The 26,055-nt window shown below is 37.9% G+C and carries 26 protein-coding genes; 11 read left to right on the top strand and 15 right to left on the bottom strand.

Annotation, left to right across the window (positions count from 1 at the left end):
* Positions 1–851: 851 nt before the first annotated feature.
* The 4 genes from KD050_RS12050 to KD050_RS12035 form a co-directional block, all read right to left on the bottom strand.
* Positions 852–1,247: a DUF1761 domain-containing protein gene (locus tag KD050_RS12050; protein WP_211892604.1), complete on the bottom strand. Its 396-nt coding sequence runs from the start codon at positions 1,245–1,247 to the stop codon at positions 852–854.
* A gap of 415 nt (positions 1,248–1,662) precedes the next feature.
* Complete coding sequence (locus KD050_RS12045) at positions 1,663–2,490, bottom strand: undecaprenyl-diphosphate phosphatase (protein WP_211892603.1); 828 nt, start codon at positions 2,488–2,490, stop codon at positions 1,663–1,665.
* 9 nt (positions 2,491–2,499) lie between these two features.
* Positions 2,500–3,102 (bottom strand): DedA family protein, encoded by a 603-nt coding sequence (locus KD050_RS12040; RefSeq protein WP_211892601.1) that lies wholly within the window; start codon positions 3,100–3,102, stop codon positions 2,500–2,502.
* Positions 3,102–4,190: a metallophosphoesterase gene (locus KD050_RS12035; RefSeq protein ID WP_211892600.1), complete on the bottom strand. Its 1,089-nt coding sequence runs from the start codon at positions 4,188–4,190 to the stop codon at positions 3,102–3,104. The genes KD050_RS12040 and KD050_RS12035 overlap by 1 nt, the downstream gene beginning before the upstream one ends.
* Before the next feature lie 204 nt (positions 4,191–4,394).
* Between KD050_RS12035 and KD050_RS12030 the strand changes: the two genes are divergently transcribed.
* From KD050_RS12030 to KD050_RS12005, 6 genes are all read left to right on the top strand, one after another.
* Positions 4,395–4,748: a lmo0954 family membrane protein gene (locus KD050_RS12030; protein WP_211892599.1), complete on the top strand. Its 354-nt coding sequence runs from the start codon at positions 4,395–4,397 to the stop codon at positions 4,746–4,748.
* Positions 4,749–4,761: 13 nt separating this feature from the next.
* On the top strand, positions 4,762–5,400 hold the full coding sequence (locus tag KD050_RS12025) for a PspA/IM30 family protein (RefSeq protein WP_211892597.1): 639 nt from the start codon (positions 4,762–4,764) through the stop codon (positions 5,398–5,400).
* Between the two features lie 91 nt (positions 5,401–5,491).
* Positions 5,492–6,193 carry a cell wall-active antibiotics response protein LiaF gene (gene liaF / locus KD050_RS12020; RefSeq protein WP_211892596.1) on the top strand — a complete coding sequence of 234 codons (702 nt, stop codon included), beginning with the start codon at positions 5,492–5,494 and terminating at the stop codon, positions 6,191–6,193.
* Entirely contained in the window at positions 6,190–7,278 is a 1,089-nt protein-coding gene (locus tag KD050_RS12015) for a sensor histidine kinase (RefSeq protein WP_211892595.1), read from the top strand. Before liaF ends, KD050_RS12015 begins: the two co-directional genes overlap by 4 nt.
* The gene (locus tag KD050_RS12010) at positions 7,253–7,894 is read left to right on the top strand and encodes a response regulator transcription factor (RefSeq protein ID WP_211892594.1); all 642 of its coding nucleotides are present in this window, start codon (positions 7,253–7,255) and stop codon (positions 7,892–7,894) included. The genes KD050_RS12015 and KD050_RS12010 overlap by 26 nt, the downstream gene beginning before the upstream one ends.
* A 59-nt stretch (positions 7,895–7,953) precedes the next feature.
* A complete protein-coding gene (locus KD050_RS12005; RefSeq protein ID WP_211892593.1) occupies positions 7,954–8,232 on the top strand; it encodes a hypothetical protein in 279 nt (92 codons plus the stop codon).
* A 45-nt stretch (positions 8,233–8,277) separates the two neighbouring features.
* Here KD050_RS12005 and helD read toward each other — a convergent pair whose 3' ends face one another.
* The 4 genes from helD to KD050_RS11985 form a co-directional block, all read right to left on the bottom strand.
* The gene (gene helD / locus KD050_RS12000) at positions 8,278–10,614 is read right to left on the bottom strand and encodes an RNA polymerase recycling motor HelD (RefSeq protein WP_211892592.1); all 2,337 of its coding nucleotides are present in this window, start codon (positions 10,612–10,614) and stop codon (positions 8,278–8,280) included.
* A gap of 470 nt (positions 10,615–11,084) precedes the next feature.
* Positions 11,085–13,199: an MFS domain-containing histidine kinase gene (locus KD050_RS11995; RefSeq protein ID WP_211892591.1), complete on the bottom strand. Its 2,115-nt coding sequence runs from the start codon at positions 13,197–13,199 to the stop codon at positions 11,085–11,087.
* Between the two features lie 141 nt (positions 13,200–13,340).
* Positions 13,341–14,033, bottom strand: a complete 693-nt coding sequence (locus tag KD050_RS11990; RefSeq protein ID WP_211892590.1) for a response regulator transcription factor — start codon at positions 14,031–14,033, stop codon at positions 13,341–13,343.
* Between the two features lie 201 nt (positions 14,034–14,234).
* Positions 14,235–14,801: a hypothetical protein gene (locus tag KD050_RS11985; protein WP_211892589.1), complete on the bottom strand. Its 567-nt coding sequence runs from the start codon at positions 14,799–14,801 to the stop codon at positions 14,235–14,237.
* A 106-nt stretch (positions 14,802–14,907) separates the two neighbouring features.
* Between KD050_RS11985 and KD050_RS11980 the strand changes: the two genes are divergently transcribed.
* The 3 genes from KD050_RS11980 (at position 14,908) to KD050_RS11970 (ending at position 17,244) form a co-directional block, all read left to right on the top strand.
* Positions 14,908–15,765: a BsuPI-related putative proteinase inhibitor gene (locus KD050_RS11980; RefSeq protein WP_211892588.1), complete on the top strand. Its 858-nt coding sequence runs from the start codon at positions 14,908–14,910 to the stop codon at positions 15,763–15,765.
* 83 nt (positions 15,766–15,848) lie between these two features.
* On the top strand, positions 15,849–16,196 hold the full coding sequence (locus tag KD050_RS11975) for an ASCH domain-containing protein (RefSeq protein ID WP_211892587.1): 348 nt from the start codon (positions 15,849–15,851) through the stop codon (positions 16,194–16,196).
* 364 nt (positions 16,197–16,560) lie between these two features.
* Entirely contained in the window at positions 16,561–17,244 is a 684-nt protein-coding gene (locus KD050_RS11970) for a BsuPI-related putative proteinase inhibitor (protein ID WP_211892586.1), read from the top strand.
* A gap of 60 nt (positions 17,245–17,304) precedes the next feature.
* Here the strand turns inward: KD050_RS11970 and KD050_RS11965 are convergent, their stop codons facing one another.
* The 4 genes from KD050_RS11965 to aceA all read right to left on the bottom strand — a co-directional run bounded on the left by KD050_RS11965 (position 17,305) and on the right by aceA (position 20,816).
* Positions 17,305–17,598 carry an RNA polymerase alpha subunit C-terminal domain-containing protein gene (locus KD050_RS11965; protein WP_211892585.1) on the bottom strand — a complete coding sequence of 98 codons (294 nt, stop codon included), beginning with the start codon at positions 17,596–17,598 and terminating at the stop codon, positions 17,305–17,307.
* A 150-nt stretch (positions 17,599–17,748) separates the two neighbouring features.
* Complete coding sequence (gene yhfH, locus KD050_RS11960) at positions 17,749–17,871, bottom strand: protein YhfH (RefSeq protein ID WP_211892584.1); 123 nt, start codon at positions 17,869–17,871, stop codon at positions 17,749–17,751.
* A 31-nt stretch (positions 17,872–17,902) separates the two neighbouring features.
* The gene (aceB, locus tag KD050_RS11955; RefSeq protein WP_211892583.1) at positions 17,903–19,501 is read right to left on the bottom strand and encodes a malate synthase A; all 1,599 of its coding nucleotides are present in this window, start codon (positions 19,499–19,501) and stop codon (positions 17,903–17,905) included.
* 31 nt (positions 19,502–19,532) lie between these two features.
* Positions 19,533–20,816 carry an isocitrate lyase gene (aceA, locus tag KD050_RS11950; protein WP_211892582.1) on the bottom strand — a complete coding sequence of 428 codons (1,284 nt, stop codon included), beginning with the start codon at positions 20,814–20,816 and terminating at the stop codon, positions 19,533–19,535.
* A 206-nt stretch (positions 20,817–21,022) separates the two neighbouring features.
* Between aceA and KD050_RS11945 the strand changes: the two genes are divergently transcribed.
* Positions 21,023–21,682, top strand: a complete 660-nt coding sequence (locus tag KD050_RS11945) for a LytR/AlgR family response regulator transcription factor (protein WP_235753800.1) — start codon at positions 21,023–21,025, stop codon at positions 21,680–21,682.
* A gap of 177 nt (positions 21,683–21,859) precedes the next feature.
* Positions 21,860–22,219 (top strand): YybH family protein, encoded by a 360-nt coding sequence (locus KD050_RS11940; protein WP_211892581.1) that lies wholly within the window; start codon positions 21,860–21,862, stop codon positions 22,217–22,219.
* Positions 22,220–22,523: 304 nt separating this feature from the next.
* Here the strand turns inward: KD050_RS11940 and KD050_RS11935 are convergent, their stop codons facing one another.
* From KD050_RS11935 to KD050_RS11925, 3 genes are all read right to left on the bottom strand, one after another.
* Positions 22,524–24,446 carry a DUF4652 domain-containing protein gene (locus KD050_RS11935; RefSeq protein WP_211892580.1) on the bottom strand — a complete coding sequence of 641 codons (1,923 nt, stop codon included), beginning with the start codon at positions 24,444–24,446 and terminating at the stop codon, positions 22,524–22,526.
* Complete coding sequence (locus tag KD050_RS11930; RefSeq protein ID WP_211892579.1) at positions 24,439–24,963, bottom strand: sigma-70 family RNA polymerase sigma factor; 525 nt, start codon at positions 24,961–24,963, stop codon at positions 24,439–24,441. The genes KD050_RS11935 and KD050_RS11930 overlap by 8 nt, the downstream gene beginning before the upstream one ends.
* Positions 24,964–25,106: 143 nt before the next feature.
* Positions 25,107–26,003, bottom strand: a complete 897-nt coding sequence (locus KD050_RS11925) for a DMT family transporter (RefSeq protein ID WP_235753799.1) — start codon at positions 26,001–26,003, stop codon at positions 25,107–25,109.
* Positions 26,004–26,055 lie beyond the last annotated feature (52 nt).

Here is a 26,055-nt window from a genome sequence, read left to right as displayed (position 1 = left end):
TTTTTGTAATTAGACGTTCCTCTTCAAGGGGTGTTACATATTTATTATCCTAGCCCAAAGCGAGATAATAGTGTTTTACACTCTATTAATAACACATTTACTAAATGAGCTTGGAGACAGTGACCTTATAGTAACATGTTGGCGAACAGCGGACAATTCAACATTTTATATTCCAAAACAACACCTACATATTCAAATATAAGAAAAACCGGGCAAAAAGACTCCCGGTCCTCTAAGAAAAAAAAAAACTAGATATGCCGATGCCGTTGATTTCCGCTTCGGGCGGACGCTTTCCGTGGGCACGGCTTCAGCCGCTTCCTTTGCTCCTGCGCAAGGCTCGTCGCAAAAAAGATTTTCGCTACGCTCCGTCCAGGGTCTTCAGCTCGCGCTGTTCCCACTGGAGTCGCCGCCCTGCGCTCCAATCAACAAAATTCACTTGAAGAAACGGATAATTGAATACAATATCACTTAAATATTCATGTATCATTTGGAAATAAGTAAAGATAAGGATGATTTTATTCCTACATTAACTTTGGGTAATCTTATCATCTAAGCAATATGTTATGCTAAATCTTCCAATGAAGTACTACACTCTATATTGATTGTAGTGCAAGGTGATTACTCCAGCGGGGTGAGGGAGACAGATGAACCATTACATCGACGCGCAAGCGAAGGTGATGGTTCATCGCTCCCCCGCGGAAAGCGTCCACCTGTAACGGAAATCAGCAGGAGTATTCATTCTCGAAAGTCACATGAAACTAGTGTTCACGCTACATTTTTATATACTTTCTTATCTTTTAGAAAAAGTATTATCTCCTTCTAGAGACAACACCTCATTTTAGGTATTTATATTATATAAGAATTCCGTGAATGGCACCTAATATCGTGAAAATAATTAGGTGATCTACAATTGCTATCATAAATGATTTCTTGGATATCAGACCAAAAAAAGAGTTTTTCAGATAAACCATCGTTATTATTAATCCAACGATGAAGCCTATCCCCGCTCCTCCAAGTAAATCATTTACCCCTATATTTTGTACGAGTAAGGCCATTAAAAATGAACTAATAAACGCCATTATTACCGAGTAAATATACTTAAATGGACCTTTACTTTCATGAGTCGTAATATCCTCATGCTTGTTCTTATTTGACAAAACTAATGAATAATAGATTCCTCCATACACCATATAAATAATACCCCCGACCAATACCGGCAAGTAATTGATGTTTCCCCATTCAATCATGAATTCTTATCCCCCTTCATTTCGGTTCTATCTCTAAGTAAACCACTTATACCTTACAGCCAATCGTTTTAGAGTCCTCAACTTGCTTCAACTTTACCAGTTCAATAGGATTTCCAAAATAGTTATTTTGCCCTACCTATTTAAATCAGAAATAATTAAATTTAACGCTAGGAACATTAATACTATTTTAATAAATCATGAAAATGGGTGAGTATGTCAAATAAGCAGCAGTCACTATATCAAACTTCTTTAACAAATCCCTTCTTTTAAAGCACGCTCATGCTTTTATCATTTCAATATGTACTCCATATTACAATCTGATCACTTCGTAAAAAAAAGCACTGCCAGAGGCAATGCTTTTTCCCTATAGTTTTGTACCACTCCATGGAGTACTTAATAATATTTGTTATCTTATTTAAAGAAATACAATAACTGCAAGAACTACCGCTACCACGATTCGATAAATTGCAAATGGAACTAACTTGATCCGTGAAACTAATTTTAAGAAGAACTTAATAGAAATAAGTGCGAATACAAATGCGCTAATAAATCCTACTGCATAAAAGCCCATATCACTCATATTAATCTCATCAAAGTTTTTAACTACAGATACTAAGCTTGCTCCAGCCATGATAGGCACAGCCATAATGAAAGTGAAATCTGCTGCTGTTTTGTGACTCATCCCGAACAATACCCCACCGGAGATTGTTGCACCTGAGCGAGAAAACCCTGGCCATAATGACAAACATTGAACTAGACCCACTTTGAATGCTTGCGCATATGTAATTTGATCTAAGCTTACGATGGACGGTTTTTTTGGCCCAAATTTGTCAGCAATTATCATGAAAATAGCGCCGGCTACTAAACTGAAAATTACATATTCCACTCGAAATAAATGCTCATCAATAAAATCTTCTAATAATACTCCCAATACTCCAGCCGGAATAATACCTACAATAACATGAAGAAGATTAAACTGCTTGCTCGATTCTTCTGTATCTATTTTGTATAATCCTACTAAACTAAATAATCGTTTCCACATAACTACTACTACCGCTAAAATCGAACCTAACTGAATAACAATTTTGAACGTATTAGCAGAGTATTTCCCTAAAAACTCTTCCGTTTTCAACCACATATCATCGACAATAATCATATGTCCCGTGGACGATACTGGTGCAAACTCTGTCATCCCTTCAACAAATCCAAGTATAAGTGCTTTTAATAACTCTAAAATTTCCATATGATCTCCTTAGTCACGTTTTTTAAAGTACCAAATAAGAAATGCAATACCACCAATAGCTATAAGTGCGTATACGATGTTAGAGTATATATCCATATATCCAACAATTTCATCCCAGTTATCTCCTACCGCTGCTCCTACTGAAACTAATACCGTATTCCATATTAATGTTCCAAGCGTGGTAAATAGAAGAAATAACCCAAACTTCATATTCGACATCCCAGCAGGAATCGAAATAAGACTTCTTACAAGTGGTATTAATCTTCCGAAAAACACAGCCCAGACTCCATATTTATCAAACCATGCGTCCGCTTTGTGAATATCCTTAATCGTTAATCGTAGGAACTTGCCGTACTTCCCTATAATTCTCTCCAAACGCTCTACGTCTAGAAGTAACCCGATACCATACAAAATAGTTGCACCAATGACCGAACCCGCCGTGGATGCAATAATAATACCAAGCTTCGTCATGCTCGTAGTCGTCGTCATAAATCCTCCAAGTGTCAAAATCACTTCAGAAGGAATCGGCGGGAAAATATTTTCTGCCAAAATTAATAAAAATACTCCTAGATAGCCAAACTGATTCATCCAGTCTGTAATCCATGCTTCCATTATACTTCCCCATCCTCTAACTTAATGTTTACTGACCATAGCTCTGATTGGCTTCCTAACCTTATAGGTGGCCCCCAAAAGCCAAACCCAGAAGATACAATTGCATGTAAACTTCCTTTTCGTCTATACCCATAATCTAATTCAAATATCCTTCTCGTAAATAGATGATTGGGCCACATTTGCCCAAGATGCGTATGACCAGATACATGAAAATCTACTGCTTCCTTCTCCGGAATCAATAAATTAGAAGGTGTGTGATCCATTACAAACCATGGTAAACCTCTTTCTTCTGGAGCTAACTCGGATAATTGCTTTCTGTTTTTATTCGTCATGTCTTCTCGACCTGTCAAATAGAACGAATCTGCCACCAAAATAGTTTCATCTAATAACATGCGGACGTTCGATGCTTCCATCTCTTCTACTAATAGAGGAATTTTCTTTCCATAGTATTCATGATTTCCAAGCACCCCATATATACCATACGTAGAAGTGAGCTGTTTCATCACTTCGGACATGCCTTTTTGAACAAACCAAATAGGATCGTCATCGACTAAATCCCCTGCTAACAAAACTAAATCTGGCTTCTCAGCATTAGCTTTTTTCACAAAGCGAGTTAAATGTGCCCTATTGGATAATAAACCAAGATGGAAATCAGATGCAACCACTACTTTAATAGATTCTAGCTTGGAACCCTTTTTCGGCATTACAATAGAAAGCTCTCGAACAACTGGTGTGTATGCGTTATACATACCAAATATTATTATAATGATGAAAATCCCGAAAACTATCCATCCTATTAGGTTTAAATGAGCCGGGAAAATCCATGTAAGTATGCTCGCAATCGGAAAAAGTATAAGTCCATACTGCATTACAATCATCCAAAAGGAACCTACTATACTAAATACCCTCAGCTTATGACTGACTCTCCCAATAATAAACCCAAAAGCAATTAGTCCCCAAATAATGCCGAATATCCAATTATTTATAGGGAGGTATAGTTCTACCCAAGTGGCGACGCTCCAGCCAAAGTAAAATACAATTGCAGAATATATAAGGATTGCTATTACTGCTCCAGCGATTCTTTTCATGTGTCATTTCTCCAATGTATGTATTTTTAATTCAACAAAGAATCAGGGACTGAACTGATTCCTGACCACTTTTTCATAAGTATAGCAGAAATTGTCTTAGTACTCCTAAGTCTCTAGACCGATAGGAAAATCGATTCTAAGCCCGTTTGGATTCGTTTCTAGAATTGATAAGCTTGTAATACAAACGAGAGGAGGAACAAATATATGAAAAAATTTGGTTTATTAACACTAGGAATTATCGCTGGGATTGTAGCACTAGCTAACTTAGGTTCGCTTTTAGCTCTTGGAGTTTCCGCGGCAATCGTCTTTGCAGGGGTACACTTTTACTTGAAGAGTGATTCAACCTTCTTGAAAATCTTTTGGGCAAGCGTTGGTATCATTGGTTTAATCACTGCGGTTGTAAACGTACCTGGATTCTTCGCTATCCTAGCAATTCTGGCAGTTTGGTATGTAGTGAAAAAATGGAACAACGAATCATTAAGCTTTTCATCACCAATCGTTAAAACAGATGACCCATTTGTAAACTTTGAAAAACAATGGAACGAGCTTTCAAAATAAGGAGGAAACGAACATGACATCATTATTAAACAGATTAAAATACTCAATAGAAGCAGACTTACACAAGCTATTTGACAAAAAAGAAGAAAAAAACCCGATTGCAATGCTAAACCAATACATTCGTGAAGCAGAAAAACAAACAGAGCAAACTGGAAAATGGTTAGAGCGCCAAGGGAACCTAAAACAAGAACTGGAAAAAGAACTAACTGAAACGATGCAAATGGTTGAAAAACGTAAAAACCAGGTAGAACTTGCAACAGCAAGCAGCGAAGAAGACCTAGCCGCATTTGCTTTAGCAGAAGTAAACGCATACGAGGAACGTGCCACTGTATTACAAAACAGTATTCACCAAACGACGGAAGAGCTTTTCGGATTAGAACGTAAATACGAAGAGATGAAACATAAAATCAAAGACATGAAAGTTCGTCAATTACAATTGATGGGAAAAGAAAACGTAACTCGTGCACACCATCAAATGGATCGCATCCTACAACCAGAACAAAAAGAAAAGAATTTCGGTACATTCCAAGATATGGAACAATACATCGAACGTCTTGGACAAAAGATTGAAAAAGAGCATGAAATTACTTCAATGGAACAACGTTTAGAAATGTTAGAAAAAAATGCACAAACTAAAGCAGAAATTGTGTAAACTAAGATTAGCAGGTACAGGTACCAAATAGAGGAGAAGGCACGCGCCTTCTCCTTACTAATCTTTATGCGAAGAAGGAGGAATACTCATTATGAAAGAAAACCAAACAAACAGATTAGCGTTTATACTCATTTGTTTTGTTTTCCTTATGTTCATAGAGGCTACGATTTTTGGAAACGGCAGTATTGTATTAGTTCTTCTTGGCATCGGGATGATGTATTTTAGCATGCGTAAACGTACTCGATTTTTATTTTGGAGCGGATTTATTCTTTTAATCATAGCGATTTTTTCTATGTGGAGTTTGCGACTTCTACTACTAGCTATTATGGGCTACGTCCTGTATAAGTTATGGAAAAATGAACCTATTCAAAAAATTGTTCGTCCATTTGACACCGTATATAAAGAAACTCCAAATAGTATTATTCAAAATAAGTTATTTTCTTCTCAAACGACACCTTTTAATGCTTATGAGTGGCAGGATGTCCACGTCCAAAGTTTTTATGGAGAACAAGCAATCGATGTAACGCAAACAGTATTGCCAAAGGGTACATCCTTCGTTTCCATTCGCCAGTCTCTTGGGAAAGTGACCATCTATGTACCATACGAAATTCCGGTAAGGCTACATTACGCAACTATTATTGGAGAGGCAGATATCTTTGGTCGGGGGGTACAGCGGTTATGGAACCAATCTGTCCTAGTGAAAGATGGTTATTTAGAGGGTGTTACCTACGCTTCAGAGTTAGTTATTACTGTTTCTACATGGATAGGGGATATTGAGGTGATCCGCAAATGAAGATTGTTTTTGGGCAGGGCCTCTCTATTTTCATCACTTTACTGTCACTGGCAGCACTTTTACTTTACGCACTATGGGGCTGGCCAAACGAAGATGCTTGGTGGTCCTTACTAGAAGTAAAATATGCAGAAGTTCCTTTTGGAGCTTGGATTATTATAACCCTTGCAATTATTAGTTTTAGTTTTTCATTGAACACCCTACAAAAGGTTCGAGATCAGGAAAAGAAGATTGATACTAGTCTGCGCCCGTTACTTGCGGCAGAAACATTTGTACCTGCGAAAAAAAAGTATTCTTACTCAAAGCGATTACATGTTACGACAACTCAACTAGAGCAACTTATTATGACACAGCGTAAGACATTACAACGCATTACAAATGAAAAAGCGGAAGCACAAGATAAGGTTATTCAGGAACGTATCGTGCAGGAAAGACAGCGACTAGCTAGAGAGCTGCATGATTCCGTATCTCAGCAATTGTTTGCCGCATCCATGCTATTATCCACTATGGTAGAAATAGAAGAAGCACAACATGAAAAAGCCCCAAAAACATTGCTACAAACCGAAAAAATTGTGCAGCAGGCTCAATTAGAAATGCGCGCATTATTACTGCACCTCCGTCCTGCAGCCCTTCATGATAAAACGCTAAAGGAAGGTTTAGAAGAGTTGCTAATGGAATTACAGGAAAAAGTATTTTTCACAATTCGTTATCGATTAGAAGACGTTCATTTATCGAAAGGTGCCGAAGATCATTTATTCCGAATCGCTCAGGAAACGTTATCGAATACATTGCGGCATGCAAAAGCAACAGAAGTCGATATATTATTCGTTGAACGAGATAATCTTGCTATTTTCCGCGTTCAGGATAACGGTGTCGGATTTGAACAGGTAGACTCCAAAAACGGCTCTTACGGATTGCAAAGTGTACAGGAACGAGCAGTGGAAATCGGAGCAATATGTAAAATTGTTTCCGTTCCTTCTCAAGGTACAATTGTAGAAGTGAAGCTGCCGATCGAGAAAAAAAGCATTGAAACAATCCAGTTAGAGAAAGGAGAGAGAGAAAATGATTCGAATTTTATTAGCGGATGACCATGAAATGGTGCGTATCGGCGTTTCCGCATACTTGCAAGCGCAGCCTGATATGGAAGTAGTCGCTGAGGCGACTAATGGAAAAGAAGCTGTGGATATGGCCCTTGTGCATAAGCCAGATATTATTTTGATGGATATGGTTATGCCTATCATGAACGGTGCAGAGGCTACACGCGAAATTGTTCAACAATGGCCAGAAGCAAAAGTAATGATTGTCACGAGCTTTATCGATGACGATAAAGTATATCCTGCACTCGAAGCTGGCGCTATCAGTTATTTGTTGAAAACGTCTAAAGCTTCTCATATTGCAGACTCTATCCGCAAAACATTAAATGGAGATGCCGTATTAGAGCCTGAAGTAACAAATAAAATGATGAAACGAATGCGCCAAGGCTCGGACCATGCTCTCCATGAAGATTTAACAGACCGAGAGCATGAAGTACTTCTACTCATGGCAGAAGGCAAAACAAATCAAGATATAGCGAATACTCTTTTTATAGCATTGAAAACAGCCAAAACACATGTCAGCAATATTTTATCGAAGCTTGAGGTAAGTGACCGTACACAAGCGGTGATCTATGCATTTGAACATAAATTGGTTCCCACAAAAAAATAACTTATTTGTTCCCATCAACATATGCTAATAAAAAGATAGCATAAAGGATGTTAGTGCGCATGAACCCACTAGACCCTATTGAGCCGGAGAATGAGCAACCGGCTAACCTAGCAGCAAAGGTTGGATTTCTAGGTACCGTTGTTGTAACGATTGGATATATTATTGAAGCCATCAGTGAAGGCATCGCTCTTTCCGAACTGGCTCAGGAAGAAAAGAATGTAGAAAAAAAAGAGCAGATAAATCAGCAGCAACTCTCAGATATACAAAGTAAATTGGATTATTTAATAAAGGAAATAGAAACTACAAAAAAAAGGGATGACCATTTTAAAAGATGGTGATCCTTTTTTGTACTTCTGCCTAATCTGTTTATAATTCCAACTAAGTCAAGCTTGGATGAAACTTTCCTGCAAGACGTTTCCTAATAATGGGGTCGGTTTACCTACACTGTAAAGATGCAAATAATGCATTGCTCTTGTGCAGGCAGTGTAGAATACCCTACGAAGGCTCTCATCCCCGTATACTTGCTCTGATGCATCATAAATGATGACAGCATCGAATTCTATGCCTTTGGACAAATACGAAGGTATGACAACAACTCCTTGTTCATATTCACTCGAGCCGTTCTTCACGAGCTTAATATCATCGATGTTGGACAAGGATTCGTATGCACTCTTACACTCCTCAGCTGATTTACATATTATAGCAATACCGTTATAACGAAGACCTTGCAAAGTTGCGACTTTGGATACGATGCTGCGATGTAGTTCTGTGTGATTAAGCAATTGTGTCAGCACGGGTTGCTCGCCGTCGCGTTCAAAAGGGATAATCCGTTCGCCGTTTGGTACTAGTTTGCTTGTAAATTCGATAATCGGCTTTGTGGATCGATAGCTGCGTGTCATGTTAATCACTTCCGTTTCAACCTGTCCGTATAAACTCAAAAGTGTATTAAAATCGTCCATTTCGCTCGCGTGAGCGAATATCGCCTGATTAAAGTCACCTAACACAGTCATTCTTGCCGAAGGAAATAAACGTTTTAGAAACTCGAATTGAAACGGTGAATAATCCTGAGCCTCGTCAACAAGTATGTGTTTTATCGAGCTGTTCGTCTGAAAGCCTTGAATTAGCTCTTTCAAAAGTAAGAAAGGAGTAGCATCTTCGTAAGATAGTTTGCCTTCATTTAGCATTTCCAGCGTCGCTTGGCAAACCTGGGCCCACTCCGCGGGTGTTTCCCCCTCTATCCACTGTTTGATTTGCAGAGGATCAGCAAAAAGCTTCTCATATATACCCTTATTGTCGATGAAACCAAATGTTCTGACTCGGTTACGTAACGGCTTCAATTTCTGTTGAACAATCAATCGTGCAAGTGCTTCAGGCTCGATCTCATAATCTGCAATCGATTCTCTTTTATATCCGCGTTTTTTCGCTAAGTAGGTCTGGGCCTTATAGTAATCTTCGTTGCTAAGCAGCTCGATTTTCTCCTGTACCCACGGCTTAGTCAGCTCAGCCTTTTGGGTTTCATTTATTTTCTTAATTAGCCAATCCTTTAACTTTTCAAGCCTATTATGGAAGCGGAGTGATGTGTCGTTACTATAAAACTTCTCTGCTATTTGCCCGGCGGTAACAATCGGTTTTCCTCTGAAGATTATGTCCTTGAATAACATCCCAGATAACTCTAACGACTTCCTATATGATTCGATGGCTTCGAAAAAAAGAGGTGATGCTTTGAATCGAATGCTCGCCACCCTTGACCTGTAGGAAGGGGTATTCGTAGCAGTTAAAACATATTCCAATTGCTCGTAGGGATTTTCAACTTGAAACTCTTCACTTAGCCGATGGTCTAAGTATTCCTGAAATGTGACCTGCTGCATATTCTCTTCTCCAAGTTCTGGCAGCACATTGGACACATAACTGTTAAACATCGAATTAGGTGAAAATAGAATAATTTGATCAGCATTCATACTATCTCGGTATTTGTAGAGTAAAAAAGCAATCCGCTGCAGGGCAGCCGATGTCTTGCCACTTCCAGCAGCACCGTGTACGATGAGCAGTCTTCCACGATCATGACGGATGATTCGATTTTGCTCATGTTGAATGGTAGCTACTATATTATGCATATGTTTGTCTGTGCCTTTTCCCAACACCTGTTGTAAAATCTCATCTCCAATAGTGAGACTCGTATCGAACATGGATTGGAGAACACCGCCACGGATAAGATATTGCCCCTTTTTCACTAATATGCCTTTGATTTCACCCCCAGGCGTTGCATACTTGGCCGGTCCGTTCTGGTATTCATAGTAGACACTTGAGACAGGTGCCCTCCAGTCATAAATAAGAAATTCTTCGCCACTTGCATCCCTAAGTGTGGAGATTCCAATATAAATTTGTTCCTGAGTAGAATCTCCTTCTTCAATGAAATCGATTCGGCCAAAGTAGGGAACCTCCTGCATACGTCGAAGCTTGGATAATTTCTTAGATGCATGTCTATTGGTGCTTTGGATAACTGATAGAGCTTGAGTCTCTTGTCTCAAGCCAATGATGGTCTCAAGATAGTCGTCGAAGGTATCAACATTCACCTTGACCTCATCCCAAAAGTGTTTGCGTATATTAACCAGTTCGTTCCGACTCCGGTAAGTTTCTTCCTCTAATCTGGTGATTTGCTCCGTTATTGTCTCTACTACACTATCCACTCGTTTTTGCTCCTGCTGAAATTCTAACCCCATAGCAACCACTCCTCAAGAAAATTGGAATTGACAAACGAAAAATTATAATGTATAATATAAATTAGGGATATAATACACATTAATATTTTTAGTGTATATCTATATAAATTTATCACAAGTTCTCATTTTTTTCAATGTATTGGACATGTTTTTTTGTCTATGGATTTTAATGGGTATTTGCCACAACATACACCAATTGAATGCAAGAAACACACACCCGCTAGATAATAGGGTGTTTTTTTGACTCCAATTTTACTACGAAATATAACCTAAAATTATTTCTCGTTCTTTTTGTTAGAAAGTTTTATATCTTATTCAACTAACGCGCACTTTATTTTAATGGGCAGTTAAAAATAATACGGAAATAGCCTAGCTCATTATGAGCTAGGCTAATTTGTTTTATATATCTAGTAACATTTCAAAGTTCCGATAAGTAATAGACCCCTTTACGCGCTGGTATTTATCACTTTTTATACTATTACAGCTATTTTCACGGTTACTTTGAACAAATCTCCGTCTACTTCCATTCTTAAGCTGCCTCCGTGTAAATCCACGATGGATTGTGCGATGGCAAGGCCTAGTCCCGAACCTTCTGTATGACGAGATGTGTCTGCTCTTTTGAATCGCTCGGTAAGTTCATTCACATCATTTCCTAACTCATACTTCGCTATATTTTTGACGACGAAAATGGCTTCTCCGTCAATTTGATCCAAATTGATATACACGCGAGTATTAGGCAAGGCATATTTCAACGTGTTGATAATCAGGTTATCTAGAACTCTCCACCACTTTTGTCCGTCTACATAAGACATGATTGGCTTTGTACCAATGGCTACTCGATACTCTAGCCCTGATTTATCAATGTCTTCCTGGTGCTCTGCGATTGCTTGCTGCAGTAGTTGGGTTAAATCCACTTTTCTTTTATCTAACTCGATATTTCCCGTTGCCATTTTAGATACTTCAAACAAGTCTTCAATTAGCGTTTTCAAACGCATCGACTTTTTATCTAAAATCGCAATATAGGATGCTCGTTCTTCATCTGTAATACTTGGATTTTTCAACAAATCGGTGTAAGTGATGATAGATGTTAAAGGCGTACGCAAATCATGGCTAACATTTGTAATAAGCTCGGTTTTCAAGCGTTCACTTTTCGCTTGCTCAGAATGGGATGATTTTATTCGATTACGAAGTCCGTTTAAGCTAGCCGCATGCTCAGCAATCGGCGACTTCCCTCTCACTTCGATTTCGTTGCCAATTACGCCTCTTGCCATTTCCTCTGTTTTCATAATAATTCGGTTAAGATATGCCATTCTAGACAATAAAAACACAAGTACTGGTATACCAATTAAAATCGTTGCGGGAACCCATACTATTAGAGCAAATGGTTGAACAAGTGTCAGCAACGTGCCAAATCCCCAGAAGAAAATGACAATCAGCATGATCAACGTTTGTACCCCGATAGTGCGTTTTAAGAAAAAGCCCTCTAATGACTTAAACCAACTGTATACGAGGCTTTTCCTCCAATCTATATGTCCAAATCCTTCTTTTACCCACTCCCATTGATAAAATACAAAAGTGGTTGTAAGAATAGCAATAATAAGCATAAAGATCGGAATATCGGCTCCATAATAATGTAAAATACTTATTCTCAATTCATTCGTAGCTGCAAATACAATAAAAATACTGATAAAAAATAATACCCATTGTACATCTATTGGCAGGCTATGATACTTTCGCTTTCCTTCCTCATTCTGAAAATGACTCTTGTCTTTTCTCCATACGAAAGTAAAAGCAATAGTTGCTAGGGCACCTAGGATTAGTATTCCATAAAAGAATCTCTCTTGTTTTTTAAAGTACTGATAACTGTCCGCTCGATCGCCATTCATAATACTTGCCTCAGATATAGCAATAGTTCCTTCAAATTGGGGGAAGCTATAGCCAATTAAATTTTGCACATACCAAGAGTTGTCTATATTTTCATTTATAACATTTCCTCTTAAATAGTTGGACTTACTAGAGTATTCCTTTTTATAAGCAAGCTTAGAGTCCAAGTCGCCTCTTGTAAATTCCTCACCTGTCTCTTCATTTTTCAAACTATAAATAAACCCATCACCATAGTTAATAAATTCATTCTTACGTCGCTCTAATGCTAGGAAATATTCATCCACTTGCTTTTCTTTTTCAAGTCGTACCTTATCTGCTACATGCACATTATCCTCAAAATTTTTCGTTATGTCTTCCATTTTTTTATTACGTTCTGCAATGGATGCTTCGTCCGTTCTTCCTTCATATTGAGATACGATGGAATCTAGTTGATCTTGCAGACTACCAAACCGGTAGCGATGTTCATCTATTTCTTCTGCTGAGACGGTAATATTTTTCTTTATTTCTTCAATATCTGGAACAGCTAAAATAAGTGAAACAATGGAAGACTCAAAGCTACTCACTTCTGCCTCAAAACCATCGCTATCAAAATAGTTTTTCCCAATATAATTACCACCATCTCTGATTAGCGTTATGAAGGCTAAGACCATCATTACCGCTAACAAAGATAACAATATATTCTTTAAAATTGATTTCTTCACCCTGCAACGCCCCCTTTCATGTTTTGGATGATTTCCACGAAGCTCTCTCTAATTTCTACTAAAGGCACTAAGTTGGTTATACAATAAAACAAACAAAGTATTCCACAGACGATTGCCACTATAGATAGGAGGAAACTCATTTTACTTGTCGATTTTATAGCCAACACCCCACACCACCTTTAGATATCTAGGATTTTTAGGATCTGTTTCTATTTTTTCTCTAATTTTTCGGATATGAACTGCTACTATATTTTCAGCGTTATAGGCTGGTTCATTCCAAACTCGTTCGTATATTTCATTGATGGAAAAAACGCGTCCTGCATTTGTCATCAGTAGCTCTGTGATTTTAAATTCAATTGGCGTTAGTTTAACAGACTCTCCTTCTATAGAAAGATCCTTCGCTTCTTTGTTTAAAATTAGTCCATCGATTTCAATCACTTGCTGCTGCCCTTGATAATTGCCTAACTTCGTATATCTTCTAAGCTGGGACTTCACACGTGCCACCAATTCCATCGGATGAAAAGGCTTTGTCACATAATCATCTGCTCCAACAGATAGCCCATGAATTTTATCCGAGTCCTCTGCTTTCGCGCTTAGCATAATAATTGGGATATTTTTTTGTTCTCTGATTTTAAACGTTGCTGATATTCCATCCATTTTCGGCATCATAATATCTAACACGATGACATGAACTTCGTTTTCTTCTATTAACTGCAATGCTTCTAACCCATCTGCAGCTTTTAAAACTCGGTAGCCTTCATTTTTCAAATAAATTTCGATACCATCTCGAATATCTTGGTCATCATCCGTAACCAATACCGTAAACTGTGTCATTCGCTTACCTCCTAGGGGTCATGTATCCGTCCGTTGCCACAGGATGTGGTGTTCTATAGGATGCCCTCTCCGTTGTTCTTATGTTACTTATTGTACCCCTCATTCCTTAACATTCCAGTAGGGAAAATATGAAGAAATTCTTAAGAAAACAATAAATGCGTTCTCAATGGGTTAACCACTAATGAACGCATCTAAGTACCTTTATTTAATTTTTTTGTATGAGTATTTATTAAATACGTTATATTTAACATAAAAGCCATCTATAATGGCAGGGTATTCTCCTTGTTCTATATCAAAACCAAACATTTCGTCCGGCCCCATCCCAACACCATCTGTTTCTATTTTATTATGATTTTTATCAAATAGCAGAATATCATTCATACTACTCTCAGTTGTTATCCCTCCACCTGGATTAATCGTATAATTTACAAGCAAATTGCCGCTTTCTCGATTCAACCGATACTTTGTATCAAAAGAAAAGGTTAAATGCTCGCCTCGTTTCATCACTTCCATTAGAACTACATTTGTTTGATCATCAGTATAGACTATTTCATCAATTTTTAAGGGTTCTTCAGAAGAAAGAGGAATCCAATCTGATTTGATAAAGAACTCAATTGGGACATTCTCCTTTTGGAGCTTGAATGTATAGTCTTTTTGGTTAACTATTTTCTTTTTAATGGCATCTGCACTAAACTGTTCATTATAAATAAAAATTCCAACCATCACAAAAATTATCAGCAAAAATAATATAGATATCTTCCTATTCACTGAATCTCCCCCCATTACACAACTATACCAATTTCTTATTTTTCCGACAATTCATCCTGTAACTTTCTTCAAACTAAAGTGTCTAATATTTAAAGGAGTGATTAAGATGAAAAGAATAATATGGGGTGTATGTTCGATTTTTATTATTTTGATCTTAGCGAGCTGCGGAACAGATAATTCAGATAGCATTACTTCCAGTGAACCGCAACAACAGGAGGGCAAAAATATTACAACTGAACTAGAAGTTAAAGAGGATGGTAATGCTTCATTTACTATGAAAAATGAAACAGCAAAAGAAATGACATTAACATATCCGAGCGGGCAGGAAATTGAGTATCAGCTTTTAAACAATGAAGATAGCATTGTATTCACCTATTCAGCCGATAAGGTATTTGTCCTTATGATTTCTGAAAAAGTGCTAAAGCCAAATGAAGAAATCGTCATACCACTTGACTTAAAAACAGAATTGACAGAAGTACCTGCTGGTTCATACACACTAGTAGCTTGGTCAACCGCAGAAGAATTAAGTGACCAGAAACAAGAGGTATCCTATGACTGGGCGGGAAATGGAATAGCAGAAGAAAGTAATGAAACAATTACCGTCTATAGAGGGGACGCAAATGCGGAGTATGTTGAACCATACGACGTAACTATTGACCCTACAAGCGATTTAGTTCATCAAATTTTTGATGAAATTATGGTGCTCGAAGTTGGGTTAATTGATTATCGTTTGGAGAATAATAACACAAAGCTATTCTTGAATATGGATAGTGGATTAGAGAATGTACAAGGAAGTGCCGGGGAGAATATATTTATTGGGACAATTGTTCATTCCTATTTTGAAAACTTTCCCGATGTAGAGGAAATTTATTTCGAAGAGGAAGGCAAGTCTCCCGTTGAACTCGCACATATAGTGGTGTCGGAGCCATTTACACGCGATCAAGACTATACAAATAAAAAATAGCCTTTTTATACCCATAGTCCGAAATCAGTTTAAAGTGTACACTTAGTTATAACCAACAAATTTTTTAGTAAGGTGGGCTATGGATGACAAATCACGAAGAAACAAATTTACCTCCAAAGACATGTTCCGTTGAAAGATTAGTAACAATGGAATCAGATGTTGCTTTAGTATTACAAGGAAAAAAAACTGCTACACGACGTAATGGTCGCTATGCAGACGTAGGCGAAATTATGGAGCTTCAAGGACAGTCCTTCGTTGTAGACCGTGTTTATATTCAAACACTTGGTGATTTGACGGATGAACATGCAAAACAAGAAGGCTTTGAATCTGTAGAGGATTATAAACAATCCATTCTGTCTTACCATCCTGGTATGCCTTGGTTACCTCATATGACTGTATGGGTTCATGAATTTAGTCCTGTAAAGGCGTAACAATTACTTCTCTGTGTTTCACACAGGGAAGTTTTTTTGTTATACAAAGTATATGGATTATCCCGCTGCAAACCAAGTGTTCACAGAATTAAAAGATACTGCTGACTTCCGTTTCAGGTGGACGCTTTCCGCGGGCGGTCCGTGAGCCACCTTTCACTACAATCAATTAAGTGAGTAGTACCCAACAAGAAGCCTATCGCTACGATAATAGAATTAGTTTAGGTTAATGTGTAGTGATAAAACCATCCAATCAATCGCTATTGTAATAGGGATGTTAATATCTTTTTACGCAAAATTATTGTTCTCATCGTGTGAAACTTTTTATCCAAAAAATGGTCTAATTCGTAAACAGGAGGTGTACAACATGAGAAGTGGCAAAAGAATTAGTTGGTTTTTACTATTTGCAATCCCTCTCTTTATCTTGGCTAGCTGCGGGTCCAGTACAACTGAATCTACAAAAGGTAGCGAAGTGACAGAGGAGCATTTATCCACACGACTTGACCTTACAGGAGATGGAGAAGGATCTTTTACGATTAAAAATGAATCCTCAAAAGAAGCTGTTTTGGAGATGTCGAGTGGTCAACAAATCGAATTCCAACTATTAAATAAAGCGAATGCAGTTATTTACACGTATTCGGCAAATAAATTATTCATACAAGAAATGCAAGAAAAGAAATTACAATCTGGTGAAGAATGGACGATTCCACTCAATCTGGAAGAAGAACTTGCGGGAGTTCCCCCGGGGTCTTATACATTGGTCGTTTGGTCAACAGCAGAAGGATTAAATGAACAAAAAGAAAAGATGGCGTATGAAATATTGACGTCACCCGGAAAACTTGTCGTTCAAACACAGGAGGTCACTTTTACCGGACTAGTGGATTCACACTCCATTGAAGTGAAAAACTTAGATGGTGGTACAGAAGTAATGCAACTATCTGAGGTGGCAATGCCTCTGTTTGAAAACCTGGAGGATGGCACACAAATAATCATTGAATATGTAGAAGAAAGTGGTCAAAAGGTCGTCCAAACTATGTATCTTGCTGAATAGGATTCTAAACAACCATATAAAAATGCACCGCTATTTTGCGGTGCATTTTGTAGAATGATTTTAATTTCTAAAGGATAAACCCTCTCCCTCTAAACTAGACCTAAGTGTTGGTAATGAAGCTGGGCCTATACCATGAAGTTTCAAAATTTCTTTTTCACTGAATTCAGAGAGCTTCTGCAAAGAAGTTATCCCATCATGTACTAGTGCTCTTCTTGCCGGTGCAGAGAGTAGCGAAAGAAATCCACTCTCAGGCTTGTTTTCTTGCTCACAAGTAGGGCAGGTCGGACAGTCACTGCTTTTGTAATATTTATGCCCTTTGCTGCAAGTCCTTAATTCTTTTTCAGAAGTTGCCATCTTAACATGTCTCCTATCATAGGAACTTTTTGATATTTGTGTACCAATTAATTTATCTTAATAATACTTCGTGTTAGTTAATAATAATAGTGGAATGCATAAAAAACCAGCGAGACATAAGCGCCCTCACTGGTTTTTTCGAGTTTAAAGTTATTCCTCGTACATGCCGATGCAACGTTCGCATTCGTAAAGGGATGATTCTACTTGCTCATTAATAACACATCCACACTCACGACAATGCTTTGTATTTACTTCTTGAGTAGTTATTTTCATGCAAATCACCTCCTCGAATGGAATGTTTTTTTTAGCTAATCTTTTCGTAGCCTGGCAATGTTAGAAATTCGATAAATTCATTTTCTCTTACTAATGATAGGAATAGATCTGCTGCTTCTGTGTATCGACCATTTACGTAAACTTCATTGCCAAATATGGCTTTTAGTTTCCCTAATTCTTCTGCTATCACTTGCTCTACTAGAGGTATGGTAATTTTACGTCCATCTTCTAGCTTTCCTTCTGGATGTCTGATCCATTGCCATACTTGTGTACGTGAAATTTCTGCTGTTGCAGCATCTTCCATTAAATTATTGATCGGGGCTGCTCCATTTCCACGTAGCCAAGAGGCTATATATTGAACCCCTACACTACAGTTCATGCGAAGCCCTTCTTCAGTAATGGTTCCCTTAGGTACTTCTAGTAAATCAGCTGCTGTTACGTGTACATCCTCTCGTTTACGATAAATCTGGTTTGGGGTAGGCATATGCTCTTGGAATTGCTCCCAAGCGACGGGTACAAGACCTGGATGCGCTACCCATGTTCCATCATGTCCGTCCGTTGCTTCCCTACGTTTGTCTTCGCTTACTTTTGCAAAAGCCGCAGCATTGGCTGATTCGTCCCCTTTTATCGGAATTTGTGCGGCCATTCCACCAATGGCAGATGCATTTCGTCGATGGCAGGTTTGGATACATAATTGCGAATAAGCACGCATAAAAGGTGATGTCATCGTCACCTGACCTCGGTCTGGCAAAATGACCTGTGATTGATTGCGAAGTCGTTTAATATAACTAAAAATATAATCCCAACGTCCACAGTTTAGACCAGAAGAATGATCGCGAAGCTCGTATAATATTTCATCCATTTCGAATGCTGCCGTAATCGTCTCGATTAATACAGTTGCCTTAATCGTCCTGTTAGGAATCCTCAATTGTTGCTGTGCGTATACGAAAATATCATTCCATAACCGTGCTTCCAAATGACTTTCTAGCTTTGGCAAGTAAAAGTAAGGGCCAGTTCCTCGAGAGATTGCTTCCTTTGCATTATGAAAGAAATAAATTCCAAAGTCGAAGAAACTACCTGAGATTGGCTCACCATCAATTTGTACATTTTTCTCCAAAAGGTGGAGTCCTCTAGGTCTTACAATGAGTACTGCTGGCTTTTCTTGCAGGCTATATACTTTACCATTGTTAGGCTGTGTATAAGAGATTGTTTTGCGAACAGCATCACGCATATTGAGTTGACCTTCAATCATATTTTCCCAAGTTGGTGAAGTAGCATCTTCAAAACAAGCCATAAATGCCTTTGCACCTGAATTTAATGCATTGATGACCATTTTACGACTAACTGGGCCAGTTATTTCGACGCGGCGATCCTGTAAATCCTCTGGGAGTGGAGCAATTGTCCAATCTCCTTCTCGAACCGCTTTTGTTTCTGGTAAAAAGTCTAATGTTCCACCGTTATCTAACTTCTCTTGACGAACTTGACGTGCCTGTAGCAATTCTTTTCTTCTAGTATCAAAGAGATGATGGAGGGAAGCCACGAAATCTAATGCTTCTGGCGTTAAGATTTCGCGTATCCCTTCAACCTCTCTCCCTACGATTTCAATTCTTTTAGTCGTTATTTGTTCCATTTATCGTTAACCTCCCATCCCCATGTTTGGTTTAAGCAAATTGCGCTACCTCTGTAGAGCCTTTCATCGCTGTGGTAGAAGAAGTTCCTCCTGAAACGATTTGTGAAATTTCATCGAAGTATCCAGTTCCTACTTCACGCTGGTGTTTAGTCGCGGTGTATCCTTTTGCTTCGTTTGCGAATTCTGCTTGTTGAAGCTTAGAGTAAGCAGCCATACCATTTGTTTTGTATTCATGTGCTAGTTCAAACATGCTGTGGTTTAAAGCGTGGAAACCTGCAAGTGTTACGAATTGGAATTTGTATCCCATTTTCCCTAGCTCTACTTGATATTTTGCAATTGTATCTTGGTCCAGGTTAGCTTCCCAGTTGAATGATGGCGAACAATTGTAAGCTAGCAATTTGCCTGGAAATTCTGCATGAATAGCATCAGCAAATTGTTTTGCCTCCTCCAAACTTGGATGAGACGTTTCACACCAGATAAGATCTGCATATGGTGCATACGCTAAGCCACGCGAGATTGCTTGCTCAATTCCTGGTTTAGTTTTAAAGAATCCTTCAGGTGTTCTCTCTCCTGTTAAAAAGTCTGCATCACGTGGATCAATGTCACTTGTAACCATGTCTGCAGCATCTGCATCTGTACGTGCAATTAGTACAGTTGGCACACCCATTACATCCGCAGCTAGTCGAGCTGATACTAAATTACGAATAGCATTTTGAGTAGGTAAAAGAACCTTACCTCCAAGGTGACCACATTTCTTTTCAGAAGCAAGCTGATCTTCTAAATGTACGCCAGCTGCTCCAGCTTCAATCATACCTTTCATCAATTCAAAAACATTTAATGGTCCACCAAACCCGGCTTCCGCATCTGCAATGATAGGTGCAAACCAGTCAAACTCATCTTCTCTACCTTCTGTTTGATCAATCTGATCAGCACGTTGTAACGCTTGGTTAATACGCTTGACTACGGCCGGCACACTGTTAGCTGGGTATAAGCTTTGGTCCGGATACATTTGACCTGAAAGGTTTGCATCTGCCGCCACTTGCCAACCACTTAAATAAATTGCTTGAAGACCAGCTTTTACCTGTTGTACTGCCTGATTACCCGTTAAAGCTCCGAGGGCATTGATGAAGTCCTCTTGATGAAGCGACTTCCATAAACGTTCTGCTCCTTTTCGAGCTAGTGTTTGTTCAATGATGACAGATCCACGTAATTTCACTACATCCTCTGCAGAATACGGACGTTCAATCCCGTTCCAACGACTTTCTTCTTTCCATTGTTGCTGAAGCTGCTCTACCTGTTGTTGTCTTTTTGACATTTCCATACACCCCTTAATAGTTTGTGAAGGAACAATGTTTAAAAAATACGACTTTTTTACTGTATCATAACAGTTCCTTTTCTTGTAATCTAATATATAACACAATGATATTTCTTGTATTGGTTTTTGGATGAAAGATCACTTTTTAAGGATGAAAGAAGAATTAGAATGACGAATGCATAATATATAATTTCGGGGGTGTGCTAGTGGATTTTAATAAAGAACAATTAAAACAGTACAGTTTAATAATGGAGGAATGGGTTCCGAAAGAAGCCTCTATTGCTATAGCAGCGGGGGATGAGTATATTTACTATCTCCCAGGGGGACACGATCTTCATGTAAAAGAAGGACAAAAAATCCAGACTAATAGTATTGCAGATTTGGTACTTAAAAAAGCTTGTAGAACTGAGGCTGTACTCGTAGACACATCATTTCAAGTACCTTATTACGGAATCGGTTATCCGATTGAGATTAACGGAGAGAGGGCTGCATTAGTTGTTATACTCCCTCCTCATCACGCAGCAGTACCCATTACTTCTCCTTATAAGTTTTTGACTGGGAAGCAAGAGGATGAGTGGAAGCCTATCCCAATCGAAAAAGTGTCTCATATAGAGAGTCTCCAAAAAAAGACATGGTTCTATGCCAATAAGGAACCGTATAAAACAAGTATCCCATTAAAGGATTTACAACTACGACTACCAGATAGCTTTTTACGGATCCACCGCTCTTATATTGTAAATATTTCATTTATTGACCGAATCGTCCGCGATTTTTCTTCCAATTTACTAGTTCAGTTACTGGATGGGACCGAGTTGCCTGTAAGTCAATCTTATATGGCCGATGTTAGAGGTGCGTTGGGGTTTTAAACTCAGAGAAATGCACCAAATGCTCGTTAAACAAAATCACGCTTAAAAGAGAGCTCATCATTATAATGGTAAGCTCCTTTTTTTAGTTGGTAATAGTTTCTGAGCCAAAACCTATAAAGAATTGTCTTAATTAGTAGTTTTACGTAATATTAATTTAATACATAAAGGAGGTTAATAATGGAAATATTGCATAAGTATATTAAAGCAACGAACACACATGACTTTGAGGAAGTCCGAAAAATTTTACACCCAGAGGCTATATATTTTTTCTCAAATAAAACTTGTATTAATCACCAAGAAATACAGTCCTATTTTGAAAATGCTTGGACTTATATAAGGGACGAGAACTATGAAGCACGAGAAGTTAAATGGCTCTTCAAAGGAGATTCATCTGCTTCATGTATCTATACTTATTTCTACGAGGGTTATATTAACGGAGCTTACGTCAGTGGTGAAGGAAGAGCAACCAATGTATTTGTGAAAATTCACGATGAATGGCTATTAATACACGAACATTTAAGCCCTTCTCCTAATTAATAACAGTATTTTCTAATCTATAGTTTTAAATAAAGTAGGAGAGCACCATATGAGTAGTTTAATTGCCTTTATTCCCGTACTTATTTTCTTTGCTTTTTGGATCTTTTTTATTTGGTTTGTAATAACACTTGTTAAATCTAGTAACGAACGTAATATGCTTTTAAGAGAAATTTCTAGAAAGCTAGACGTGTTACGGAACAACAATAAGATTGATTAGGAAGCTTAACATTTTAAGGAGGGCATGACTCACGTCACACCCTCCCTTTTTGTTATACAAATTGTAATTAGGTTATATAACACTTATTTATTCTGCTAAAATAATTTCTTCGGATATTCGAAGATCTTCTTTGTCAGTTAATAATTCCCAATCCAATACTTTGTCTTTATCTAATAAAAGATATTGTAACTTACCCAACTTTACTAATGGTTTAATGCTTGTTATATTGGTTCCTCGAATATCAAGATATGTTAATTCCTTTAAGTTTTCTAAAGGTGCCAGATCTGATACTTTTGTTTCTGCTATATTTATTCGATTTAAGTTTTCCATTTTGTGAACAAATGTAAGCGTATCTAACTGCGTGTCTTGTAAAGATAGAAATGTTATATTTTCAAGTTTGCTAATAATAGTAAAATCAACAATGGGATTATTGTCTAAAAAGAGAATATCTAAATCAGTTAGACCTTCTAGAGCTTCTATAGAAATAATTTGGTTATTACTTAACTCTAGATACTTGAGTTTTACTAAATCCTTCAATGAAGTTATATCCACTATACCGTTGTCAGCTAAAAAAAGATTTTCTGTATTCTTCAGGATTTCTGCCCCTTGTAAATTCCCTATTCCATTTCCTGTCAATTCTATTGTTTTTAAATGAGCTAGGTCCTCCCAAAAGCTAACTTCCTTGTTTTTATCCCTAGCTGGAATAGGGAGTGTCCCGTCCTCTACATGGCTTTCACTCTGTTCCATATTATCCGTATCATACACATGTTTCTCGTAAGTGAATGTACCATCTTGGTTCACTTTAACAGACATAATCTCTTCTCTTAGTGTTAGGTCTGTAATAATTGGAGTAACAATATTATCTTTAATATTTAGCTCATATAGCTTCCCTCCCATTGTTACCATCCCATGTGCATAGCCTATAATGACAAACATTCTGTCTTCGTCAATCCACTCTACTTTCTTAGGAGTATATTGACCTTGCTCATTGTCTTTCAATTTATAAATGGTAGATTGGTCTGTTTCCAAGTTTTCTATAACTAGTATTCCTTCCCCTTCTTCTCCTGCCTGTTCACCTCTTCCTTCAATTGTTACTTGCTGATTGCCACTTGGTGAAGGCTGCCAGGGAGAATGAAAAGTAGGTTTAAAATTGTTTTCAATTTTCATATCAAAATGAGCAGGGGTTATTACCTCTTCTTCCGTTAAAGTAAATGTGGATAAATCCGTGCTAATTATCGTTTCATATTCACCACTTTCCTTGTCCAAAGAAGCACTTTCCCATTTCACTTCACCAAAACCAGGGACATAATATCTTCTCATCCGATAATCATCTTTTATATTTTCTAAAATCAATACATTTGTAAAATCTCCATAAGTAGTAGTCACCTTTCCTGAAGTATTAATAACAGTCCAATCTCCATACTCATCTCCTATATCCAAAGGAGCTTCTAAGAAAAGCTCTCCCTTAGGTAGCTTGTTCAGCTCTATACTAGACCATTGCAATCGATCTGATACATCATCCAACATCTCTTCATAAACAATTTCGATTTGATTCCCGTTCAAGCGATAAATACGTTCGACACTTCCACCATCATTACTAATCACCTGCTGCACATAATGGTCACCTAACCAAAACGTTTGTGTAGTACTACCGCCATTCTCGAAACCACCTAAAAATACAGCTTCCGCACCGTGAGGAGGAAGATATTGTTTTATCTCCTCATAAAAATCCCCCTTTTCAATGGCGATTTCAGTGTCCTGTTCTTCTGGTGGGACGACTAATCCTGGATCTGTAAGTTGACCATTTTCATTTGTTAATATCGAAGGCCACAAATATGCGCTAAATGCGAGTAACCCTATAAATGTAGCCAATATTCCATAGTACGCCCATCGTTCCTTATTTTCATTAGGCTTTTTTGACTTTTTTAAGTTTACCTGCTGTTGAATCCGATGCACACGTTCTGATGTATCACCCATTTTGGTTAGCAGCTGTTGTTTAATTTCATTCATGGATTAACACCTCCCAATCATTCTCTTTCAATTGAACCTTTAAAAGTGCCCGCGCTTTTCTGAGCCTTGTCTTGACGGTATTGTCTGGGATTGACAGAAGTTGAGAAATCTCTAACACGGATAATTCTTCAAAATAATAATAGATAATAACTTCTCTATACTTTACTGGTAGCTGGAACACTGCATCTGCGAGTTCTAACCTTTCATCCTCTTCTATGATTCGGTCTCTACCCTTTTTTGAAGGATTAAAAAAGTTATTCGTTAACACTTGCTTACGATATCGCCAGCTTTTTAAGTAATCCTTACATTTATTAATCGTTATTTTTGCTAAATAAGTTTTCAATGAGGAACGTTCTTCAAACTGCTCTGCTTTCTGATAATAGGTTAAAAATACATCCTGTACGATATCCTCAGCAGCCGACCAATCCTTTATATATAAATAGGCAAGCTTTAACAAATAATCGGTATATTCTTTCATAACTTGTTGAAATTGTTGCTCTGTCAAAAAACGATTCATCTCACACTCCCCTAACCTTGCCTTTAACTAATAGACGATACTCATCTACATCACGTTTTCAATTGTAAAAAAACAATTTTTACGTACAAGAAAGACTGTTCCGATATTTCTCGAAACAGCCTTTTGTATTTATTTAGTTCTATTTAAACAGACACTTCACCTTCTTTTACAGTTGGTCTGCTAGCGGATTTACTCCCAAACGTTAAAATAGCTATACTACCAAGCAGTAAACCAATCCCTACCCAAGAGGTTGCGCTGAGAATCTCGCCCACTACAATTACACCAAGTAAAGCAGCGGTAGTTGGTTCTGCCAAGGACAAAGTTAACGCGGAGGAAGCAGGGATTTTCCGAAGCCCCCATCCATATAAAACATAAGCGACACTAGTAGTTGCTAACCCCAAATAAAAAATGATACCTATATTCCCTACATCCTTCAACCAACTTACGTCAAATATGAAATAGAAAGGAGTTAACAGTAATGCGCTAAGCGAGAAGGTCATTGCAACTATGGATATAGCTTCTTCTTTTTGGAGCAAATATTTGCTTGTCATTGTATACAATGCAAAAATAATACCTGCGACTAATGAATATAAGATTCCTAATGGATTAATGCTCACTTCACCTTTTGTAATAAATAAAAACATACAGCCAATAATAGCTAAACCTGTGGAGATTCCCCAAACTTTTGTAGGACGCATCTTTAAAAATACCCATTCAATTAAACCTGAAAACACTGGAGCACTTCCGATAGCAACCACACTCGCTATCGCTACTCCTGTCAAACGCACCGATGAAAAGAATAAGAGCTGAAACAAAGATATACAAAGCGCTGCGTATAAGGTGTGCTTCCAAGGCCAAGAACGGAACTTAATTTTCTTCAAAAAAACCATAATAATAAGAAGAAATAATCCCCCACTTGCAGAACGTCCTGCACTAATGATAAATGGGTGAGCACTGTCTGGTAAAAATGTTTGTGCAGTTCCTGTTGTCCCCCACAAAATAGCACCAAAAAGTACAAATATGTATGGTAATACGGTCAAGTTTTTTCCCCTACCTTTCCACATTTTCTAACTTCCAATATAGCACATATTG

Origin of the sequence: Psychrobacillus sp. INOP01, from assembly GCF_018140925.1 — a bacterium.
Lineage (GTDB): Bacteria > Bacillota > Bacilli > Bacillales_A > Planococcaceae > Psychrobacillus.
The sequence above is the reverse complement of the archived record's forward strand: the minus strand, read 5'-3'. Positions and strand labels throughout refer to the sequence as shown.